A 21432-nucleotide genomic window follows, 5' to 3' on the forward strand; every position below is an offset into this window, starting at 1 on the left:
TGTAGGTGTCTTACTTGTTGAAGCGAACGCGCAACACCCCGATATCGCCATAAACCAGTTCGATATCCTGGTTTGCAGGGACATCAAGAAAGCCCGCATACGAGCCCGTAATGACATGCTGGCCTGCGGACAGCCCCAGGCCTTGCTCGCGCAGGAAGTTGGCTAGCCAATACAGGCCTGCCTTGGGGTGGTCGTTCGGATGAAATCCGGCGTGTTGTTCTACCTCTACGCCATTGACCGACAGCGTCAAGCTCATGCTGCCCGGGGCGGCTTCCGGTGACGCAATACGCGGGCCCAGGACCAGGCCCTGGTTGAACATGTGGTCCGCTAACAGTTCGGGCAGGCTGGCGTGTTCTGGAGAGGCGTAGCGGCAACCCAGAACTTCCAATGCCAGTCGCGCGCTGACAATGGCGGCATCAACTTCTGCAGCACTGTAGGGCGTGTCGCGCGCGGGCAAGTCGCGGCCCAGCTCGAACGCAATTTCGGGTTCGATGCGAACGACATCGGTACGCGTGGGGACAGGACCGGTTTCTGCGTAGGCAACGGTTGACGCGTAGATGGGCGCCACGACGGTTTTTTCGGGCGACGGCAATGCGCTTTTCCATGCGGCGACTGCGTCTTGCCGGGTCTCTTGCAGCACCTGCGCTGTGCGTTGTTGGACGGCGAAGGCTTGTCCCAATGATTGGGGGCGCAGATCGGCAGGCAAACGGGGGCCGGCAATTCCCGAGTCGCGGGCGGCGATCAGCGTTTTGGCAGCGTCAAGACTGCCCGGATAATCTTCGATTCTGATCTGCATGGCTCAAGCCCCTACGTAGAGCATGATCCACAGCGCGATCATGGCAATCAAGCCCAACCAGCAAGAGCCCCAAAAGCCGACGACCGGCCATTTCAGGGACAGCGGCACCTTTTTGGGATCAACGTGTTCCAACAAATCGTTGGCGTTGCCGATCAACCAGAGGCGCGTGCCGGGAAACATCAGGCGAAAGAAATAATCCAGCATGATCGCGGCCTGGATAGACAGCGGATACTGTTTGAATGTGCGGTGCTGCAGGTAGGGATGCTTCATCGCGGCATTGATTTGCTTGCTCTTGAAAAAGAACAGCACGATGCCACTGAGCGAGCAGGTGATGAAGCACAGCACAAAAAGGCTGAAGGCCATGGCCATGGCAGGTGAATGCATGGGGATCTCTGGTGCGCGGCATGCCGCGTTGAATGAAATGAAGTCTGCGCTAAGAAGCCTGCACAAAAATTCAGGCCATATTGTAGGGGGCTTGGCGCAAGCGCGTGTTCAGGGCTGCGTCAGCGGCTGCGCACGAGCGGGAAGCCGCCCGTGCATGCAGGCAGCGTCAACCGCGGACTTGACCTTCACCGCTCAACACCCATTTAAGCGTAGTCAGGCCTTCCAGGCCGACCGGGCCGCGGGCATGCAGGCGATTTGTGGAAATGCCGATTTCGGCCCCCAGGCCGTACTCGAAACCATCCGCAAAGCAGGTCGGCAGGTTGACATAAACCGAGCTGGAATCGACTTCGCGCTGAAAACGCTGCGCTGCCGATAGATCTTCGGTGACGATGGCGTCGGTGTGGCCGGAACCCCAGCGGGCGATGTGCTCAATGGCGTCGTCCAACGTGTCGACGATGCGCACGGCCAGGATGGGGGCCAGGTATTCCGTGCCCCAATCTTCATCTGTGGCTGGCGTGATGTGCGGCAGCAGAGCCATCGTGCGCGGGCAGCCGCGCAGTTCGACGCCATGTTCGTTGAAGGCCGCGGCCAGCGTGGGCAGGATGGAGACGGCGGCGACGGCATCCACCAGCAGCGTTTCCATTGCGCCGCAGATGCCGTAACGGTAGGTCTTGGCATTGAAGGCGATGGCGTGGGCTTTTTCTGGATCGGCCGCCGCATCGATATAGATGTGGCAGTTGCCGTCCAGGTGTTTGATCAACGGCACGCGCGCTTCTTGCGATAGGCGGGCGATCAGGCCCTTGCCGCCGCGCGGCACGATGACATCGATGTGTTCGGTCATGGTGATGAGCTTGCCGACTGCGGCCCGGTCGGCTGTGGCTACGACCTGTACGGCATCTTGGGGCAGGCCAGCGGCGGCCAGACCCATCTGCACAATGCGGCCAAGCGCGATGTTGGAATGCAGGGCTTCGCTGCCGCCGCGCAAGATGGCGGCGTTGCCGGACTTCAGGCAGAGCGCTGCCGCGTCGATAGTGACGTTGGGACGCGATTCATAAATGATGCCGATCACGCCTAGCGGAACCCGCATCTGCGCCACGCGCATGCCGTTGGGACGCACGGTGGTGGCAGTGATGCTGCCGATCGGGTCGGGCAAGGCGGCAATCTGGCGCAAGCCTTCCGCCATGTGGTTCAGCGTTTTGTCCGACAGCGTCAGGCGGTCGAGCAGGGCGGCTTCCAGGCCATTGGCGCGGGCGGCGGCAACGTCTTTTTCGTTGGCGGCTTTCAGTTCGTCGTGACTGGCGGCGAGCGCGTCAGCCATGGCCAGCAGGGCCTGATTTTTCGCGGCGCTGTTGGCGCGCATCATCGCGCGCGAGGCACGGCGGGCGTTTTCGCCCAGGGCAAGCATGGCTTGTTCGATGGAGGACGAGGACATGGCGGCGTCGATCATAGAGGTGGGGCGGCGCGGGCGCCGTCTGAAGAATCAGTGTATATCCAGCCAGAGGGCCGGGCGTAGGGAGGGGCGAGGCGAAGGCGGCGGCTATGCCGCCTTCACGGTCGTCCGCCGGCGGCGGCGACGCGCAGCGCCAGCCGGGTCATTTCTTCCCAGGGATCTGAAAGGCGTCCAGGTACGGACAGGCCTTTGATCAGGCGGTCAACTTCGTGTGCGTGCTGTACGGCTGCGGGCCAGACTGCCGGTTGCACCCGGCTCAGGGCTTGCAAGGCCAGCCTTTCATGGGCGCCAAAAATGCGCAGACGGCGCATCAGGCCGTTGACGTCTTGCCCAAGTGAGCGGGCTTCGGCGACGCGCGCAAGGAGGCGAATTTCTTCGCCGACCGCCCATAAAACCAGGGGCAGGGCTTCGCCTTCCGCGCGCAAGCCATCGATCATGCGGATGGTGCGGGCGATGTCGCCGGCAAGCATGGCATCGCGCAAGCCGAAGACGTCGTAGCGTGCCACGTTCAGCACGGCGCGCTCCACATCTTCTGCGGCCAATTGGCCTTCCGGGTAGAGCAGCCCCAGTTTCTGGATTTCCTGGTGAGCCGCCAACAGGTTGCCTTCTACCTTGTCGGCCATCCATTGCAGGGTGGCAGCATCGGCGCGCTGGTTTTGGCGTGCCAGACGCATGCCTACCCACGCTGGCAGGCGGCCGCGTTCGATATTGGCGATGTCGACCATGACCCCGGCGCGGCTTAAGGCCTGAACCCAGCGGCTTTCGCGGGTGGCCTTATCCAGACGGGGCAGGGCGATCAGGATCAGCGTATCGTCGTTGCCTTGCTTTTCGGACTGTTCGGCCAGCTTGGTCAGGGTGTCCGCGCCGGACTTTCCAGGCTTTCCCGTGGGGATCTTGATTTCAAGAATGCGGCGGTCGCCGAACAGCGACACGCTTTGAGTGGCGGCAGTGACTGAACTCCAGTCGCTGCGCGCGTCCATCACCATGGACAGCCGGTCGGTATAGCCCGCATTGCGCGCCGAAGCACGCAATGTATCCACGGCCTCGGTGACCAGCAAGGGTTCGTCCCCCGAGACCGTATACAGCGGCGCGAGCGCGTTGCCCGGCCGTTGCAGATGTTCGGCCAGGCGATCCGCGTCCAATGACTGTGCCATGGGCTAGCGCAAGATCGCCGGGTCGGTGGTGGACGGCGTTTGCCACGGCGTGGGCGTGTGCTGTGGATCCGGCGCATTGGGATCGAACAGCGGGGAGTCTTCACTTTCTCCGCGTTGATCAGCAGATTCGAACGCGCGTCGCACTTCAGGCGCTGTCATGCGCCGCAGCACGCGGGACACCAAATCGCGCTGCATCGCACGGTACAAGGTTTCGATCTGGCCCTGTTTGGCCTGCACGATTTGATCGTCGTACGGCATTTCGCGATAGATGGACAGGGTCGTGTCCGGAATCAGCGCGCGGCCCTTGTTGTCGATCAGGCGGAAGGTGTAGTTGATGCCGAGTTCGTATTCCTCGACTCGGCCCTGCGCGTTGAGCGACACCTCGCGTAGCGTCCGCGTATCGGAAACCTGCTGGAAGATCGCCTGAGCTTCCTTGCGATTTTCAACAAGTTTCGTGTCGGGTGACGCCGCGCGCAACGCCCGGCGCACATCGGCGCCGAATTGGTTGTTGCCGGGTATGCCGACGTACAGCGTGTCGAACGGCATCGGGGTGACTCCCCGCATCGTGAAGCCGCAAGCGGAGAGCAGCATGAACAGCGCCAGGCAGGCGCCGCGCAGCAGCCTGGATTGGCGGGGGGAGTGCGTTTTTTGCCCGGCGAAGTACATGCTTGACCTCATCAGCCTACGACGTTGACCAGTTTGCCCGGAACCACGATGACGCGCTTGGGCGGGCGGCCTTCCAGGAAGCGAGTGACCTCTTCCTGGCTGGCGGCGAGCTTCTCGATGTCTTCCTTGGCGGCCGTGGCGGCTACGCGGATCGAACCGCGCAGCTTGCCATTGACCTGGAGCATCAGCTCGATTTCGTCTGCGATCAGCGCGGCTTCGTCCACATGCGGCCACGGTGCGTCGAGCAGGTCGCCCAGTTCCTTCGCGTAACCGAGGTCTTGCCACAGGTGCCAGGTGATGTGCGGCACGACCGGATACAACACGCGCAGCAGCACGCCCACCGTTTCAGCGTAGGCGGCGTCAGTCGTGGCGCCTTCAGGCAGCTTGGCGTCGTCGATGGCGTTCAGCATTTTCATGCAGGCGGACACGACGGTGTTGTATTGAATGCGCTGGTAGTCGTAGTCGGCTTGCTTGAGCAGCGTGTAGACCTCGCGGCGCAGATCCTTGACGGCAGCCGGAGCTTGCGTCCAATCAGCGCCGTTGGTCAGGCCACGTGTAATGGCTTCGCGTTGTGCGTAGCTGATCGACCAAAGGCGGCGCAGGAAGCGGTTGGAGCCTTCGACGCCGGAGTCGGACCATTCAAGGGTCTGCTCAGGCGGGCTGGCAAACATGACGAACAGGCGGGCCGTGTCGGCGCCCAGCGTGTCGATCAGCGATTGCGGATCGACGCCGTTGTTCTTGGACTTGGACATCGTGCCCACGCCGCCGTAAGTGATGGCGGAGCCGTCCGACTTGAGCTTGGCGCCGGTAATGGCGCCGCGGTCGTCATAGACGTTTTCGACATCTTCCGGCCAGAAATACTCGATGCCGCCCTGGGGCGTCTTGCGCGAGTAGATATGGTTCAGCACCATGCCCTGGCAGAGCAGCTTGGTGAAGGGCTCGTCGAAATTGAGCAAGCCCATGTCGCGCATGACCTTGGTCCAGAAACGGGCGTACAGCAGATGCAGCACGGCGTGTTCGATGCCGCCGATGTACTGGTCCATCGGCATCCAGTAGTCATTGCGCGCGTCGACCATGGCGGAGTCGTTGCCAGGCGAGGTGTAGCGCATGAAATACCAGGACGAGTCCACGAACGTGTCCATCGTGTCCGTTTCGCGGCGCGCGGGCTTGCCGCAGCTGGGGCACGAGCAGGACAGGAAGGCTTCGTTCTTGGCCAGCGGGTTGCCGCTGCCGTCGGGGATCAGGTCATCGGGCAGGATGACGGGCAAGTCTTTCTCGGGCACCGGCACCGGGCCGCAATCGGCGCAGTGGATGATCGGGATCGGGGTGCCCCAGTAGCGCTGGCGCGATACGCCCCAGTCGCGCAGGCGCCACGTGGTTTGCTTTTCGCCCAGGCCTTGCGCGCCCAGGTCAACGGCGATGGCGTCCACGGCATCCTTGTGGGACAGGCCGTCGTACTTGCCGGAATTGATGGTGCGGCCGGTTTGTTTGTCGCCGTACCATTCTTGCCAGGCGTCAGTGGAGTATTCCTTGCCAGCGACATCCACGACCTGCACGATGGGCAGGTTGTATTTCTTGGCAAACGCGAAATCGCGTTCGTCGTGCGCCGGCACGCCCATGACGGCGCCGTCGCCGTAGGTCATGAGCACGTAATTGCCGACCCAGACCTCGATTTCCGCGCCGGTGACCGGGTGCGTGACGAACAAGCCCGTGGGCATGCCTTCTTTTTCACGCGTGGCCATTTCGGCTTCGGTCGTGCCGCCCAGCTTGCATTGCTCGATGAACGAGGCCAAGGCCGGGTTGCTGCGGGCCGCATGCGTGGCCAGGGGGTGTTCCGGCGCCACGGCGCAGAACGTCACGCCCATGATGGTGTCGGCGCGGGTGGTGAAGACGTAAAGCTTGCCGTCCTGGATCAACTGGCCGTCTTGGCCGGCAATCTTGTGCGGGAAGGCGAAGCGCAGGCCTTCGGACTTGCCGATCCAGTTTTCCTGCATCAGGCGCACGCGCTCGGGCCAGCCGGGCAGTTCGTTCTGGACGGCGCCCAGCAATTCGTCGGCGTAGTCGGTGATGCGCAGGTAGTAGCCCGGGATTTCGCGCTTTTCAACCAGCGCGCCCGACCGCCAGCCGCGGCCGTCGATGACTTGTTCATTGGCCAACACGGTTTGATCCACCGGGTCCCAGTTCACGACCTGGGTCTTGCGGTAGGCCACGCCTTTTTCCAGCATCTTCAGGAACAGCCACTGGTTCCACTTGTAATACTGCGGATCGCAGGCGCACATTTCGCGCGACCAGTCGATCGCCAGACCCATCGCCTTCATCTGCTTCTTCATGTAGGCGATGTTGTCGTAGGTCCATTTTGCCGGCGGCACCTTGGACTTGATGGCGGCGTTTTCCGCCGGCATGCCGAAGGCGTCCCAGCCCATGGGCATCAGGACGTTGTAGCCACGCATGCGCAACTGGCGGGCCATCATGTCATTGATGGTGTAGTTGCGCACGTGACCCATGTGCAGCTTGCCACTGGGGTAAGGCAGCATGGAGCAGGCGTAGAACTTGGGCTTTTCGGAGCCGTCAGCGTTCTTTGCGTGTTCATGGACCAGATAGGCGTCGCGGGCCTGCCAATCTTGGTGGGCGGCCGCTTCGACGGTAGTGGGGAGGTAACGTTCCTGCATGGGCTCGGGCACGGTGGCAAAAAAGGGTGAGCCGCCCTGCCGCGCGGGCGCGGTGGCGGTCAAAACCCCTGATTATAGGAGGTGCTAGGCGCGGGCAGGGGGCGGAGCCGTTTCCGGGATGCGCGCACTTGGCGCCAAAGTGCCGTATGCCAACGTAATCACCCCCAGTACGGCGCCCGCGATGACCACGCCGGGCCAGCCAAAATGGGCGTAAAGCCAGGACGATAACAGTGAACCGGATGCTCCGCCGATGAAATAGGACGTCATATAGCCAGCAGTCAGGCGGCTGCGGGCTTCCGGGCGCAGACGGTAGAGCGCACTGGTATTGGTGACGTGGACGCCCTGGATCGCCAGGTCCTGGATCAGAATCCCGGCCAGCAGCGCAAAAACCGAGACCTGGCCGAAAGCCATCAACCCCCAGGAACCCATCAGCAGCAGCAGGCCGACCCGGGTGGCCAGATTGCCCAGGCCGCGGTCGGCCAGGCGTCCGAAGCGATTGGCGGCGTAAGCGCCGGCCGCCCCGGCCAGACCGAACAGTCCGATGGTGGTATTGCTGTATTCATAGGGCGGGCTGGCCAGCAAAAAGGTCAGTGGCGTCCACAACATGCTGAATGCGGCAAACAGCAGGCCGCCCAGCAACGAACGGGCGCGGAACAGTGGTTCGTCAATGAACATGCGCAGGATTGAACCCAGCAGCCGCGGGTAGCTCAACGTCGAGCGGCTCTGGTAGCGAGGCAGCACGCGCCACAGTGCCGCTGCCATCGCCAGCATCAGGATGGCAGCGACCCAATACACGGTGCGCCAGCTGCCCACGTCGGCTAGCGCCCCCGCGACGGTTCGCGCCAGCAGAATGCCCAGAAGCAGGCCGCTCATGACAGTGCCTACCGCCTTGCCCCGTTCATGGGGCGCCGCCAGCGTGGCTGCGAACGGCACCAGAATCTGCGCCACGACAGACAGCATGCCGGTCAACGCGGTGCCCACCAGCAGCATCACGATATTGGTCGAGAAGGACGAAATCAGCAGCCCGCCGGCGGACAGCAAGGTCATCAGGACGATCAGGCTGCGGCGTTCCATCATGTCGCCCAGGGGCACCAGCAACATCAAACCCACTGCATAGCTCAGTTGGGCTGTCGTGACGATGCTGCCCGCAACAGCGTTTGAAAGTCCGAATTGTTGACTGATCGTGTGCAGCAGGGGTTGGGCGTAGTAATTGCTGGCGACGGCCAGGCCGGTAGCGACCGACATCAGCAGGATGATCGGCGCGGTCAGTGCAGGCGTCGGAGTAGGGGAAGTCGCAGAAGTCATTGGGGTACAGCCGGAAAGCAAAGCGGGCGGGGAAGGCAGGGGGGCGAAAGCAGGCGTCAGGCGCCGATGCCTCCAGGGGTTTCTTCGTCGTGCTTGATCAGCAGCTTCTTTAACAGGGCAGCCAATTGCTTGCGCTCTGGGACGGTGAGCGGATTCAGCAGCTCTGCCAGATCTTTCAGATAGTCCTTGAGAACAAGCTTGACGATGCGCAGCCCTTCGGCAGTGAGCGACACGATAGTGCTGCGCCGGTCATCGGGATTGGGATTGCGCATCAGCAAACCGGCTTGCTCCAGGCGATCCAGCCGATTGGTCATGGCGCCGGACGTCAGCAGCAGGGCCTCGACCAGTTTCTGCGGGTTCAAGGCGTATGGCGCTCCGCTGCGGTACAGCGTGGCCAGCACGTCGAATTCACCCTGATGCAGGTTGTAGCGGCGGAAACTGCGGTTCACATTGCGCGTGGCGAAGGCGTTCAAGCGGAAGACGCGGGTGACCACCGACATGGCGGCGAAGTCCTGGGTGGGACATTCCCGATTCCATTGTGAAATCACCAGATCGACGAGGTCGTTCATGGAAAACTCAAATTAGTTTGATGTGAAGTATCTTAACATTAAGATAAATGCCAACAATAGGGGCGGTAGAGATTCCGAACCGCGCGGCAAAAAAGAAGGGCCCGCCTCTTGCGAGGCGGGCCCTTCCGGCTTGACCGGAGACTGCGAGTAATTAAATTACTGCGCGGCGTCCTTCAGCTTCTTGAGCGGGCGAACCTTCACCTTGACCGAAGCCGGCTTGGCGGGGAACCAACGCTCAACACCCGTGAACGGATCCTTGCCGAAGCGCTTGGCCTTGGCGGCAACCTTCTGCACTGCAACCTTGAACAGGCCGGGCAGCGTGAATTCGCCAACGCCCTTCTTGTCCACGGAACCCAGAACCGAGGTTTCCAGGCTGGCCAGAACGGCCTTGACAGCCTTGGCTTCCACGCCCGATTGCTCAACGATGTGAGCGATCAGTTGGGTCTTGTTCAGAGCAGCCTTGATTGCCTTGGGTGCAGTTGCGACCTTCTTGGCGGCGACGGCCTTCTTTGCTGCGGGCTTCACAGCAGGCTTTGCTGCGGGCTTCACAGCAGCCTTAACTGCGGGCTTGGCGGCGGTTGCCTTTTTTGCGGGTGCCTTGACGGCGGTCTTGGTGACTTTCTTGGCAGGAGCTTTTGCTTTCGTGGCCATGGTCAAAATCCGTATGTTGAAGGACATGGGGCAGCGCGCGCCGGGATATCGGCGTTTAACGCTACGCGCCCGATGATAGCGGAAGAGTTGAGGTTCTAGCGCCTTTGCAACGCCATTTAAGCCGTTGTTTGTTGTTTTAGGCGCAGAAAAGTGCTTTCTACAAGGGCTCCTGCAAGAAGTCGTGACAAACGAGGCCTATTTTTGCGGAAGATTCCTACGCTGAACCAATCACGTTTCGCATGTTCCAATGCGTGCGGCGCGCGGACATATTGTTGAGCGGCGGCTTGCTGGCAAGGCCGGTTTGCGCTGGTGCCCGCGCGATGAAAACCCCTGCATGGAAGTGAAGCACCTATATGTTGATGAAAAAGTTTGCGGCGGGCCTGCTCGTCGCGGCAGCGTGTATGTCGGGCGCGTTGGCGCAATCGATGCCCGAACCCGTGTTGTCGGCCAAGGCCTGGCTCTTGCTGGATGAGACCAGCGGACAGGTGATTGCATCGCACGCGGCGACGACCCGGATTGAACCGGCATCGCTTACCAAGATCATGACTGCCTATGTTGTGTTCGATGCGCTGCACAAGAAAGAATTGTCGGCCGACCAGTTGGTTGTGATTTCGACACGCGCGTGGAAGGTGCCGGCAGGAAGTTCAAAGATGTTCCTGGAGCCAGGTTCCAAGGTAACGGTAGATGCGCTTCTGCGTGGCTTGATGATCCAGTCAGGTAACGACGCGGCCATTGCGCTGGCCGAAGCGGTGTCAGGCAGCGTCGAGGCCTTCGTGGCGCGGATGAATGACACCGCAGCGAAGCTGGGCTTGCATGCCACGCGCTTTGCCAGTCCGCACGGATTGCCGGACCCGAACACGTATTCCACCGCCAGCGATCTGTCCATCTTGGCGACGCGTTTCATCAGGGACTACCCGGAGCTGTACAAGACGTACGACTCTGCCAAGCAGTTCACGTTCAATAAGATCACGCAGCCAAACCGCAACCGATTGTTGTGGCTGGACCCGAGCGTGGATGGCCTGAAAACCGGACATACCGAGTCGGCCGGGTATTGCATTGTGGCCACGGCGCGCAGGCCCAATGGCGCAGATCAGCGCCGTCTGATCACGGTGGTGGTGGGCACGGCATCCGACAAGCTGCGTACGCAGGAAAGCCGGGAGTTGCTGGAGTGGGGCTTCCAGGGGTTCAATACGATAAAACTTTATGCGCGTGGCCAAGCCGTGGCAACGCCTGAAGTCTGGAAGGGAAAAAGCGACAGCCTGAAGGCCGGCTTTGCACGCGATGCCTATGTGACGGTGCCCGCAGGCGCCAAAGTTGAACCGGTCTGGACGCCGCAAGATCCGCTCGTCGCGCCCATCGCGGCTCAGGCTACGGTAGGCGCCTTGCGCGTGCTGGTGGACGGCAAGCCCGCCATGCAGTTCCCGGTGGTGGCGCTGGAGCCCGTGGCCGAGGCAGGAATTGCAGGCCGCGCGTGGGATTCCGTTCGCTTGTGGTGGCGCGGAAACCCGGGCTGAACCCGTAGCGCAATTCGGAGGTGTGCAATGGCAGTGAGCTTTCCTGGTGGTCCGGCGCCTGCGCCCGGCGCGGATGATCCATTGGCGCTGCTGTCGGCATGTCATGGCCGCATTGCCCGTCAATGCGCGACGCTGGCGCGGCTGGCGGCGCATTTGCCGGAGCACGGCAGCGATGCCGTGGCGCAAACCGCAGCTGCCAGCGTTTCGCGCTATTTCGAGACCGCCGCCGCCCATCATCACGAGGACGAAGAAGATGACCTGTTTCCCGCCTTGATCGAATCTATGGCGGGCTCCGACGCGGGTTGTCTGCATGCGCTGGTGCAGGGGTTGTTGATGGAGCACCGTCAGTTGGCCGCATTGTGGGAACCGTTGCGGCACACGCTGTCGGAAATTGCTGCTGGAAGACCGGCTGCATTGCCGCCGCAGCAAGTGCAGGCGTTTACCGACGCTTATGCAGCACATATTCGCCGGGAAGAAGACGAGCTGCTGCCGATGGCAGCCCGGCTGATTTCCGATGACACGCTGGCCGGTATCGGGCAGGCTATGAAGGCGCGCCGCGGTGGTGAGGCCGGCTGAACGGCGGGTAGGCGCCGCTGTAAGGGGCGACGAATTCGGCAGATTCATGCGTACTTGGCGGCAATAGGCTCTATGACCCAGTAGCGTTGCGCGCGCCGGGCCGAGAGATTACGCTAGACGACCTTGTCCTGTGCCGTGCCGCATGCGTTTGAAACGCTGTCGGAGCAGGACGCACAAGAATTGGCCCGGCAGAAAAACCGGGGGAAACCCAGGAAAATTCAGAATGATGCAGGGGGGAAGGAATCTGGCGAGCCGCTTGTTTGGCGCGTGGGTTGATGATGTCAATGCGCTGACCTTACGCGCGGATTTGACGGCAGGCCTGCTGGGCGCCTTGCTGGTGCTGCCGCAGGGCGTGGCATTTGCCACGTTGGCGGGTTTGCCGCCGGAGTACGGCCTGTATTCCGCGATCGTTCCCTGTATTGTCGCCGCGCTGTTTGGGTCCAGCCGGCATGTGATGTCGGGGCCGACAAACGCCAACTCGCTGGCTTTATTTGCCGTGCTCACGCCTTTGGCGGCCGCGGGTAGCCCGGGATATATCCAGCTCGCGCTGGCGGTGACGGTGCTGGTGGGCGTGATGCAGTGGCTGGTGGGCACCTTGCGTCTGGGTTCTCTGGCGCATTTCATTTCGCCGTCTGCGCTGTTTGGTTTCACGAGTGGCGCGGCGCTGTTGATCGCGGTGCATGCGCTGAAGGATGCGCTAGGCCTGCCGTCACCCGCTTCGCATGGCGCAGGCGCCTTGCTTGTCAGCTTGTGGACGCATATCGGGCAGGTGCAGGGGGGCGCGTTGCTGGTCACGCTGGTGACGCTTGGCGTAGCGCTGCTGGTGCGCAAGCTGGATAAGCGCAAGCCCTACATGCTGTTGGGTTTGATTGCCGGTGCGCTGGCCGCTGCGGCGTTCAATGCCTGGACGGCAAAGCAGGGCGGCACGCCGGTGTCTGTCGTAGGAGCGATTGCGCAGCCCTGGCCGCCATTTCATGTGCCCAGTATCGACTGGCGCACGCTGCCTGATCTGCTGAGTGTGGCATTTGCCCTGACGATTGTGGCGCTGGCGCAATCGATCTCCATTGCGAAGGCTGTGGCTACGCGCTCGGGCCAGCGCATAGATGCAAACCGCGAGTTCGTGGGGCAGGGGTTGTCCAATATCGTGGGCGGGTTTTTCTCAAGCTACCTGTCGTGCGGATCGCTGAACCGGTCCATTCCCAACTATGAGGCGGGTGCGAAGACGCCGCTGGCATCGGTGTTTTCCGCGGTGTTGCTGGTTGTGCTGGTTGTGTTGTCGGCGCCGCTGCTGGCCAAGATTCCCAATGCTGCGATCTCCGGCTTGCTGCTGCTGGTGGCGTGGACCCTGCTGGACATTCCGCGTTGGCGGCAATTGATCCGTATGCAGCCGGGCGAATGCGCAATTGCTGGTGCGACCTTGGCCGCGACCGTCACCATTCGTATGGAAGTGGCGATTCTGCTGGGCACGGTGCTATCGCTAATGGTGTATTTGCATCGCACATCGCGGCCCGCGATGCGCACGATGGGCTTCGATTCACGTGGTTTGGATCGGCGTTTCGTGGTGCTGGAACATCAGCAGGACGCGCTGCCGGAGTGCCCGCAACTGAAGCTGCTGCGTATGGAAGGCGCCATCTATTTCGGGGCGGCAGCGCATGTGGCGCAGCGCTTGCATGAGTTGCGGTCGGCGTCTGGCGCCCCCCTGCATCTGCTGGTGATGGCCAAAAGCATGAACTTTATCGACCTGGCGGGCGCGCAGGTGTGGGAAGACGAACTGGCCGCTCGGCGTGCGATGGGCGGTGATTTGTATTTCCACCGGCCACGGCCGGAAGTATTGGACATGTGGCGCCGCACGGGTTTTCTGGACCGCCTGGGCGCCGACCATATCTTCCCGGACAAGGCGACGGCGCTGCATACGATTTACGCCAAGTTGGACCCGAATATTTGCGCTGGCTGCCAGAGCAAGATCTTCTGGGAATGCCAGCCGGATAGTCCGCAAAGCAGCGGTTAATTCCGTTTGTGCCAACTAAATGCGGTCAAGCGGACTGTGGCGAATCGGTGCCCAGATAAGCCGCCTTGACCCGTTCATCCGCCGCAATTTGAGAAGGTTCGCCTTCGGCGAGCAGGGCGCCTCGCACCAGCACGGCGATGCGATCGGCATGCTTGAACACCACGTCCAGGCTGTGTTCGGTGAACAGCACGGCCATCCGTTGAGTATCGGCGAGCTGCCGCGTCAAGCGCATCAGCGCATGCCGTTCATTCGTGGCCATGCCAGCCGTGGGTTCGTCCATCAGCAGCAGGCGAGGCTGATGCGCCAGCGCCATGGCCAGTTCCACGCGTTTGACGTCGCCGTAGGCCAGCGTGCCGCAATGAGCTGACGCTTTGTCCGCCATCTGTACCTGGGACAGCAGCGTCATCGCTTCGTCGGCCGCATGGCGCGCCGCCCGCCGCCACGGATTGAACAACAGGCGGTCGCGCGACAAGAGCGCGGTCTGCACGTTTTCTTGCACGGTCATGGAACGAAAGGTTGCGGCAGTCTGGAACGTGCGGCCAACACCCAGCCGGCAGATCTTGCCAGCGGACAGGCCGACCAGTTCGCGGCCGTCTAATCGTACCGAGCCCGAATCTGGCCGCAATTGGCCGCCCAGCACATTGAAGCAAGTCGATTTACCTGCACCGTTCGGCCCGATCATTGCCAGCATCTGACCCGCTGCAAGCGTGAACGAGACGCCAGCCAGCGCATCGATGCCGCCAAATGTTTTGCGCAGGTCATCGACTTGCAGCAGGGCTTGGGGAGCGCTCATGCAGATCTCCGGCGCAAGCGGGCAGCGGCGCCCGCCAGGCCTTCAGGAAACACCATGACCAGCGCCAGAATCGCCAGGCCCAGCACGGCATGCCAGTATTCGGTGGTGCGCGCGGCGGTGTCCTGCAACCAGGTGTAGGACGCCGCGCCGACCAGCGGGCCGGCCAAGGTTTGCAGCCCGCCGAGCAAGACCATCACCAGTCCGTCCACCGACCGGCTCACGGCCAAAACATCCGGCGCAATGCTGCCTTTTGAAAACGCATAGAGTGATCCGGCAAGCCCGGCCGCAAAGGACGCGGCAACAAAACCGGCCCATTGCACGCGCCGGGTGTCCATGCCCAGCGCTTCCGCGCGCAGGGCAGAGTCACGCACCCCGCGCAACGCGTAACCCAGCGGCGCAAACGCCAGGCGGCGCAGCCAGGCGATACCTGCGGCGCACAGCGCCAGCGTCACGTAATAAAACCACGGGCCCTGCGCCAGCCACGGCGACGGCCACAGACCGATGACGCCATTGCTGCCGCCAGTCACGTCATCCCATTGATAGGTCAGCGCCCACAGGATCTGCGCAACGGCCAGCGTCAGCATTGCCAGATACACGCCAGATAGACGTACACAGAACCACCCGAACAACAACGCGCCGAATGCGGCAGCGAAAGGCCCCAGCAGCAAAGCGGCTTCCATCGGCACGGCGGCCAACTTCAGCAGCAGCGCGGCGCCATAGGCGCCCAAGCCGAACCAGGCGGCGTGGCCAAAGGAGGTCATGCCGGCCAGCCCGGTCAGAAAGTGCAGGCTGGCGGCAAACAACGCCGCGATCAGGATCTCGGTCAGCAGAATGCTGAGATACGGCCAGTACAGCGCGGCCACGGGGACCAAGGCCAGCAAGACCAGCAACAAGCCATACGCCAGCCGCAAGCGGCGGCCAGCGGGGGCGATCGGGCGTTCAGGCATGCCTGTATGCGAGGCGGGCGCGGGCGGTTTGCCCTGCAAGCCCCAGGGGCGCACGACCAGCACGACGGCCATCACGGCGAATTCCGCCAGTAACGTGAGCTTGGACAGGTTGAAGATCCAGGGGCCGATGTGCACTTGTCCCAGGAAAACGAACACGGCCTTGACCGAGCAGATCAGCAACGCAGCCAGGAAAGCGCCGGGAATGGAGCCCAGTCCACCCACGACGACCACCACGAAAGCGCTGGCAATGATTTCCAGGTCCAGGCCCAGGGTTGCAGGCACGCGCGGGGCGGCCAAGGCGCCGCCCAGGCCGGCCAGGAACGCGCCCAGCGTGAAGGCTGAGGTGAACAGCCAGGCCTGGTTCACGCCAAGCGCGGCGAGCATCGTGCGGTTCTCGGATGCGGCGCGCAACAGCCTGCCCCAGCGCGTTCGCATCAAGAGCAGCCACAGCAAACCCAGCACCACAGGGCCGGCCGCGATCAGCAACAGGTCATATTGGGGATAGCGGCGGCCCAGGATCTGCACGGCTCCGGAAAGCCCCGGCGCACGCGCGGCGAAGAGGTCTTCGGGGCCCCAGATTGCCAACGCCGCATCGCCGATGATGAGAACCAGGGCAAAGGTCGCCAGCAATTGGAAGAGTTCGGGGGCGCGGTACAGACGCTTCAATACGAGCCATTCAGCCGCGGCTCCGATCAGACCCGTGGCCAGGGCGGCCAGCAGCAGGCCGGCCCAGTAGCCCGCGCCATCGCCAAACCACGTGGTGAAGGTCCACGCCAGGTAGATGCCCAGCATGTAGAACGAGCCATGCGCGAAGTTGACCACGCGCGTCACGCCGAAGATCAGGGACAGCCCCGCAGCGACCAGAAACAGCGCGCTGGCATCCGCCAGTCCGTTAAGCAGCTGCAACAGCAGCCCAGACAGACTCATCAGTGCGCGGGACGCATCTTGCGCACCTGCTCATCGGGCGGTTGCAGGCGGGCGCCGTCGATGTATGTGAAGTCTTTCATGATGCCCTTGCCATCTTCCACTGCGGTCACGCCCACGTACACGCCCATCGTCGATTGATGATCAAGCTTGCGGTATTGGATCTGACCGTACGGAGTGTCGACTTTGAGGCCGGCGAAGGCGTCGACGAGTTTTTCCGTGTCCACGGCGCCGGCGGCTTTCAGGCCTTGCGCAATCGACATCAGTGACGCGTATCCAACGACCGAGCCGACCTTGGGGGTTTCGTTGTAGCGCTTCTTATAGGCCTCGACAAAGGCGGTGTTGGCAGGCGTGTCGATGGCATACCAGGGGTAGCCAGTGACGATCCAGCCTGTGGGGGTGTCGGCCCCCAGCGGTTCAAGGTATTCGGGTTCGCCGGACAGGACGGAGACGACGGCACGGTTCTCGAACAGGCCGCGTGTATTGCCTTCACGAACGAAGCGGGTCAGGTCGGCAGCGAACAGCACGTTGAAAATCGCATCGGGCTTGGCATCGGCCAAGGCTTGCACGACCGCGCCAGCATCCACCTTGCCCAGCGGCACGGCTTGCTCTGCGACAAATTCCACATCGGACTGGAAGGACTTCATCATGGCCTTGAAGGTGGCCACGGCAGACTGCCCGTACTCGTAGTTGGGGTAGACGATGGCCCAGCGCTTCTTGCGCAGAGCCAGGGCCTTGGGCGCCAAGGCTGCCACGTGCATCCAGGTTGAGGGGCGCAGCCGGTATGTGTAGCGGTTGCCCTCTTGCCAGGTGATTTTGTCTGTCAGCGGTTCTGCGGCCAGAAAGAACACCTGCTGCTGTTTGGCGAAGTCAGTCAGCGCCAGGCCGGTGTTGGAAAGAAACCCGCCAAACAGCAGTTCTACTTTTTCACGGGCTATCAGTTCTTGCGCGGCACGCACCGAGTCGCCGGGGTTGCCGTTGTCGTCTCGCGAGATGACTTCCAGCTTCCTGCCCAGCACGCCGCCTTCGGCATTGACCTGCTCCAGCGCCAACTGCCAGCCCTTTTTGTAGGGGCCTAGAAAGGCGGGAATTGCCTTGTAGCTGTTGATTTCGCCGATGCGAATGGGCGGTTCCTTGTCCTTGGGGGCGGCAACCGCGACCGGAGTCAGCGCCAGGGCCAGGAGCGCGGGCGCAAGTGCGCGGCGCAGCAGGGTAAGGCAGGGACGAAGCATGGCAGGTATCGCAGGCTAGAGGAATCGGGCGTCGCCGGGCGGCACGGCAGGGCGCTAGGGATAGCGGCCTAATTGAAACATGCGGCTTTGCCATGGGGCAATAACAAAAAAAGGCCCTGCGATGCAGAGCCTTTTTTGACCGACCAGAAACCCGGCTGAATTACTTCAGCTTGGTTTCCTTGTAGTCAACGTGCTTGCGAACGACCGGATCAAATTTCTTGATCAGCATCTTTTCGGGCATGTTGCGCTTGTTCTTGGTGGTCGTGTAGAAATGACCCGTGCCGGCAGTCGACTCGAGCTTGATCTTTTCGCGGATACCTTTGGCCATATCGTGCTCCTAGTATGTAGATTGGCGGGGAGGCCGATTAGGCCATTTCGCCGCGGGCACGCATTTCGGCCAGCACGACGTCGATGCCGTTCTTGTCGATCGTGCGGATGGCCTTAGCGGAGACGCGCAGGCGAACCCAGCGGTTTTCGCTTTCAACCCAGAACCGGCGCGATTGCAGGTTGGGGAGGAAGCGACGCTTGGTCTTGTTGTTCGCGTGCGAAACATTGTTGCCCACCATCGGGCCTTTGCCGGTCACTTGGCATACGCGTGCCATGGATGCACCTCTTTATGTCGTTCTTGTCGCGCATCGCTTTGGGGGGTAGACAGGGTTTTAGCCGCCGGGCTGTATCGGGAGCGCTGTGCGCTGCCTTGGCCGGCCACCCAGTCTTAGTGGATGAGGGGGATCGGAGTCATTCCGTGTTGAATCGGTGAAGATTCTGGAATTATCTGGTCCGCCCAGTGCTTATACCCGCTGCCTGCCACCCGCTGAGTTTTCAAGGATCTTCTCTTGAAACCCTAGTCGCTACGCGGTTGGGGGTCAGAGTGCTGAACTACAAAGCATAGTAGTCCCGCACGGGAAACTTCATGTGAAGACTTAGATTCTAATACGAAAAACCTAAATAAATCAAGCGGGCGGGCTCAGGGCTTGTGCGATTGCGCGACACGGCCCGATATCCAGGACAGGCAGGCGCAGGTCGCAAGCGTCGTGGTCAGGGGCAGGGCGCTATCGGTTTGCCAGGCGCTGACCGCAAAACCGGCCAGTGCGCCGCAAGACAATTGCAACGTCCCCAATAAGGCGGAGGCCGCTCCCAGGCGCTTGCCCTGATCCGACAGCGCAAGTGCTGCCGAATTAGGATTCACAAAGCCCTGGCTGCCCATATAGCTGATCAGGCACAGCATAAGTAGCGGCAGCGTCATCCAACCTGCCAGGGTCAGCGCTACCGCCGCCAGGCTGGCCACGGCCAGCGACGTCAAGGCGCGGCGTTGCAATTGGCGGGGGGTGTACGAACGCAGCAGACGCGCGCTGATCTGGGAACAGATGATCAGCGACAGCGCATTGGTGCCGAACAGCAGGCCGTAATACTGAGGCTGCACGCCATAGAGCTCAATGAAGACGCGCGGAGAACCGATGATGTAGGCGAACATGCCGGCCTGGCCGAAGCCGCCTGCCAGGCTGTGCGCCATGAACCCGCGATGCTTGAACAAGTCGCGGTAGTTGCGCAGGATGGTGCTCCAGCGCAGCGGCACGACGCGTTCGGGCGTCAGTGACTCTTTCATGATCTTTGCTACAGCGAACATCAGCATGGCGCCGCCTGCAAGCATCACCCAGAACAAGCTGCGCCAGGACGTAATGGTCAGCAACTGGCCGCCCGCCAGCGGTGCAAGAATCGGTGCCAGGCCCATGATGAGCATCAGCAGCGACATGGCGCGCGCGGCTTCATGGGTTTCGTAGTGGTCGCGGATGACGGCGCGCGGAATCACAATGCCGGCCGCGCCGCCCATGGCTTGCACGACGCGCCAGCCGGTCAGCGATTCCACCGAGCCAGACAACGCGCAGCCCAAAGACGCCACCATGAACAGCGCCAAACCCACCATCAGCGGCGGTTTGCGGCCGAAACGGTCGGCCATCGGGCCGTAAAACACCTGAGCCAGCGCCAGACCAATCAGATAGGCCGCAAGGGTGCGCTCAACGTCGCCGCGCGGCACGCCCAGGTTCGCCGCAATAGTGGGGAACGCGGGCAGGTACATATCGATGGCAAACGGGCCAATCGCCGTCAGCGCGCCCATGAGAATAAGCCAGCCGGGCAGGCCGCTGCGGGATAAAGGTGATGGGGGCATGTAGATCGCGTTAAAACGCAGAGACAGGGCGCACATGCGGTTTGCAACATGTTTTGCGCCAAGCCAGTGACTTTATCACGTGTAACCTTACGCGCAAATTTCAGTTGTTTTCCGATAAAGTCGAAAGCGTCCGTGGAACCCAGAGGAAAGGTCGTGAATCCTTTGTTGTCTGTAGTGGAACGCAAGCTCCAATCGTTGCCTGTTTCCGTCCAGCTGGTATTGCCCGATGGAACGGTGTTGGGTCCGCCCGGCCCCCGCGTCCGGTTTGTCGCGCATGACAAGACCGCGTTGGCGCACTTGGCCGAAGGCGCCGTGGGCGTGTTGGGGCAAGACTATGTGGAAGGCCGTATCGACATCGAGGGCAATATGCGCGACGTTATGGCTGCCGCTTCGGCCTTGATGCCGGGCTCGCCGGTTGATGCGGCGCGCGGCGGCTGGTTGACCGAATTGGTCCGCAAAGTGGTGTCCGTGTGGCGCCATTCGATCGAACGTGACGCCAAGCAGATCGAATTCCATTACGACCTGTCCGATGATTTTTATGCGCTGTGGCTAGATCCGCGCCGCGTTTATTCCTGCGCCTATTACCGCACGCCGGACATGACGCTGGCAGAAGCGCAGGAAGCGAAACTGGACCACATCTGCCGCAAGCTGCGGCTACAGGCTGGCGAACGGTTTTTGGATGTGGGGGCGGGTTGGGGCGGGCTATTGCTGTGGGCTGCCGAAAACTACGGTGTGGACGCAACCGGCATCACCCTGTCGCGCAACCAGCATGCGCATGTGACGAGGCTGATTCAGGAAAAAGGCCTGGCCGGACGCGCCCGCATCGAACTGCTGGACTACCGCAAACTGGATGAATCCGCCGCCTATGACAAGATTGCCTCGGTAGGCATGTTCGAACATGTGGGCCGGGCGCAGTTGGAAGACTATTTCGCCAAGTTGCGACGGCTGCTCAAGCCGGGCGGGCTGATCATGAATCATGGCATTACGGCTGCTGGCGTCTATAACGCCGAGCTGGGTAATGGCATGGGCGAATTCATTGAGAAGTACATCTTCCCCGGTGGTGAGCTGACGCATATCAGCGTCGTCATGGAAGCCATGACCAATGGCGGGCTGGAAGAGGTTGATGTGGAAAACCTGCGGCCTCACTACGCGCGCACATTGTGGGCATGGAGTGATGCGTTGGAGGCCCGCCTGCCGGAAGCGGCACAGGTCTTGGGGGGCGAACAAGGCGAGCGTTCGCTGCGTGCCTACCGGCTGTATTTGGCCGGTTGCGCCATGGCGTTCGAGCACGGTTGGATTGCATTGCATCAGATACTGGGCCAGCACCCCGCCACAGGGCGCCCTGATGAATTGGATAACCCGGCGGACCAGGCCTATCCGTGGCGGCGGGACTATATGTATAGCGGCGGCCGTTGAGAAGTCTCACCGGAAGCAGAAGGCCCCGTACAACTTGCTGCAAGAGCGCTGCATTACCGGGCTTAGCCTCTGGATGGCGCTGATTGGCGTGGTGTGTTGGGTGTATCTATTGATGGCGTCGTTCAGTAAAGAAGTCCGAGAAATAGCTGACTTCTCGCCTTATTTGATTGCGGGCGGGTACTGTTTTTTGGGCACTGCTGCAACCGAACGC

Annotated in this window: 19 protein-coding genes; 4 read left to right on the top strand and 15 right to left on the bottom strand. The window is 61.9% G+C overall.

The genetic code is table 11. The features are described from left to right. Nucleotides 1-10 precede the first annotated feature (10 nt). From RAS12_RS29915 to RAS12_RS29955, 9 genes are all read right to left on the bottom strand, one after another. The gene (locus tag RAS12_RS29915) at nucleotides 11-796 is read right to left on the bottom strand and encodes a 2-keto-4-pentenoate hydratase (protein ID WP_306944154.1); all 786 of its coding nucleotides are present in this window, start codon (nucleotides 794-796) and stop codon (nucleotides 11-13) included. A gap of 3 nt (nucleotides 797-799) precedes the next feature. After that, nucleotides 800-1180 carry a hypothetical protein gene (locus RAS12_RS29920; protein WP_306944157.1) on the bottom strand — a complete coding sequence of 127 codons (381 nt, stop codon included), beginning with the start codon at nucleotides 1178-1180 and terminating at the stop codon, nucleotides 800-802. A 166-nt stretch (nucleotides 1181-1346) separates the two neighbouring features. Beyond that, a complete protein-coding gene (locus RAS12_RS29925) occupies nucleotides 1347-2627 on the bottom strand; it encodes a glutamate-5-semialdehyde dehydrogenase (RefSeq protein ID WP_371321233.1) in 1281 nt (426 codons plus the stop codon). 101 nt (nucleotides 2628-2728) lie between these two features. Continuing rightward, nucleotides 2729-3784: a DNA polymerase III subunit delta gene (gene holA / locus RAS12_RS29930; protein ID WP_306944162.1), complete on the bottom strand. Its 1056-nt coding sequence runs from the start codon at nucleotides 3782-3784 to the stop codon at nucleotides 2729-2731. A 3-nt stretch (nucleotides 3785-3787) separates the two neighbouring features. Next, complete coding sequence (locus RAS12_RS29935; protein ID WP_306944163.1) at nucleotides 3788-4450, bottom strand: LPS-assembly lipoprotein LptE; 663 nt, start codon at nucleotides 4448-4450, stop codon at nucleotides 3788-3790. Nucleotides 4451-4461: 11 nt separating this feature from the next. Continuing rightward, on the bottom strand, nucleotides 4462-7119 hold the full coding sequence (gene leuS / locus RAS12_RS29940; RefSeq protein ID WP_306951687.1) for a leucine--tRNA ligase: 2658 nt from the start codon (nucleotides 7117-7119) through the stop codon (nucleotides 4462-4464). Between the two features lie 84 nt (nucleotides 7120-7203). Continuing rightward, nucleotides 7204-8424: an MFS transporter gene (locus RAS12_RS29945; RefSeq protein ID WP_306944165.1), complete on the bottom strand. Its 1221-nt coding sequence runs from the start codon at nucleotides 8422-8424 to the stop codon at nucleotides 7204-7206. 56 nt (nucleotides 8425-8480) lie between these two features. Beyond that, nucleotides 8481-8993: a MarR family winged helix-turn-helix transcriptional regulator gene (locus tag RAS12_RS29950; protein WP_306944167.1), complete on the bottom strand. Its 513-nt coding sequence runs from the start codon at nucleotides 8991-8993 to the stop codon at nucleotides 8481-8483. 156 nt (nucleotides 8994-9149) lie between these two features. Continuing rightward, nucleotides 9150-9644: an HU family DNA-binding protein gene (locus tag RAS12_RS29955; protein WP_306944169.1), complete on the bottom strand. Its 495-nt coding sequence runs from the start codon at nucleotides 9642-9644 to the stop codon at nucleotides 9150-9152. Nucleotides 9645-9997: 353 nt separating this feature from the next. Between RAS12_RS29955 and RAS12_RS29960 the strand changes: the two genes are divergently transcribed. From RAS12_RS29960 to RAS12_RS29970, 3 genes are all read left to right on the top strand, one after another. Further along, nucleotides 9998-11158, top strand: a complete 1161-nt coding sequence (locus RAS12_RS29960; protein WP_306944171.1) for a D-alanyl-D-alanine carboxypeptidase family protein — start codon at nucleotides 9998-10000, stop codon at nucleotides 11156-11158. Between the two features lie 27 nt (nucleotides 11159-11185). After that, a complete protein-coding gene (locus RAS12_RS29965) occupies nucleotides 11186-11734 on the top strand; it encodes a hemerythrin domain-containing protein (RefSeq protein WP_306944173.1) in 549 nt (182 codons plus the stop codon). A 223-nt stretch (nucleotides 11735-11957) separates the two neighbouring features. Then, nucleotides 11958-13742, top strand: a complete 1785-nt coding sequence (locus tag RAS12_RS29970; RefSeq protein WP_306944175.1) for a SulP family inorganic anion transporter — start codon at nucleotides 11958-11960, stop codon at nucleotides 13740-13742. A gap of 25 nt (nucleotides 13743-13767) precedes the next feature. Here the strand turns inward: RAS12_RS29970 and RAS12_RS29975 are convergent, their stop codons facing one another. The 6 genes from RAS12_RS29975 to RAS12_RS30000 form a co-directional block, all read right to left on the bottom strand. Further along, nucleotides 13768-14535, bottom strand: a complete 768-nt coding sequence (locus RAS12_RS29975) for an ABC transporter ATP-binding protein (RefSeq protein WP_306944177.1) — start codon at nucleotides 14533-14535, stop codon at nucleotides 13768-13770. Then, nucleotides 14532-16409 (bottom strand): ABC transporter permease, encoded by a 1878-nt coding sequence (locus tag RAS12_RS29980; protein WP_306944179.1) that lies wholly within the window; start codon nucleotides 16407-16409, stop codon nucleotides 14532-14534. Before RAS12_RS29980 ends, RAS12_RS29975 begins: the two co-directional genes overlap by 4 nt. Further along, nucleotides 16409-17638 (bottom strand): ABC transporter substrate-binding protein, encoded by a 1230-nt coding sequence (locus RAS12_RS29985; RefSeq protein WP_306944180.1) that lies wholly within the window; start codon nucleotides 17636-17638, stop codon nucleotides 16409-16411. The genes RAS12_RS29980 and RAS12_RS29985 overlap by 1 nt, the downstream gene beginning before the upstream one ends. Nucleotides 17639-17798: 160 nt before the next feature. After that, nucleotides 17799-17966 (bottom strand): 50S ribosomal protein L33, encoded by a 168-nt coding sequence (gene rpmG / locus RAS12_RS29990; protein WP_171667714.1) that lies wholly within the window; start codon nucleotides 17964-17966, stop codon nucleotides 17799-17801. A 37-nt stretch (nucleotides 17967-18003) separates the two neighbouring features. After that, nucleotides 18004-18240: a 50S ribosomal protein L28 gene (gene rpmB / locus RAS12_RS29995; protein WP_306944183.1), complete on the bottom strand. Its 237-nt coding sequence runs from the start codon at nucleotides 18238-18240 to the stop codon at nucleotides 18004-18006. A 365-nt stretch (nucleotides 18241-18605) separates the two neighbouring features. Then, the gene (locus RAS12_RS30000; RefSeq protein WP_306951689.1) at nucleotides 18606-19754 is read right to left on the bottom strand and encodes a Bcr/CflA family multidrug efflux MFS transporter; all 1149 of its coding nucleotides are present in this window, start codon (nucleotides 19752-19754) and stop codon (nucleotides 18606-18608) included. 204 nt (nucleotides 19755-19958) lie between these two features. On the opposite strand from RAS12_RS30000, the gene RAS12_RS30005 reads away from it, so the two are divergent. After that, nucleotides 19959-21221, top strand: coding sequence for a class I SAM-dependent methyltransferase (locus RAS12_RS30005; protein WP_306944185.1), 1263 nt, complete (start codon nucleotides 19959-19961; stop codon nucleotides 21219-21221). Nucleotides 21222-21432: the final 211 nt, after the last annotated feature.

Source organism: Achromobacter seleniivolatilans (assembly GCF_030864005.1).
GTDB lineage: Bacteria > Pseudomonadota > Gammaproteobacteria > Burkholderiales > Burkholderiaceae_B > Achromobacter > Achromobacter seleniivolatilans.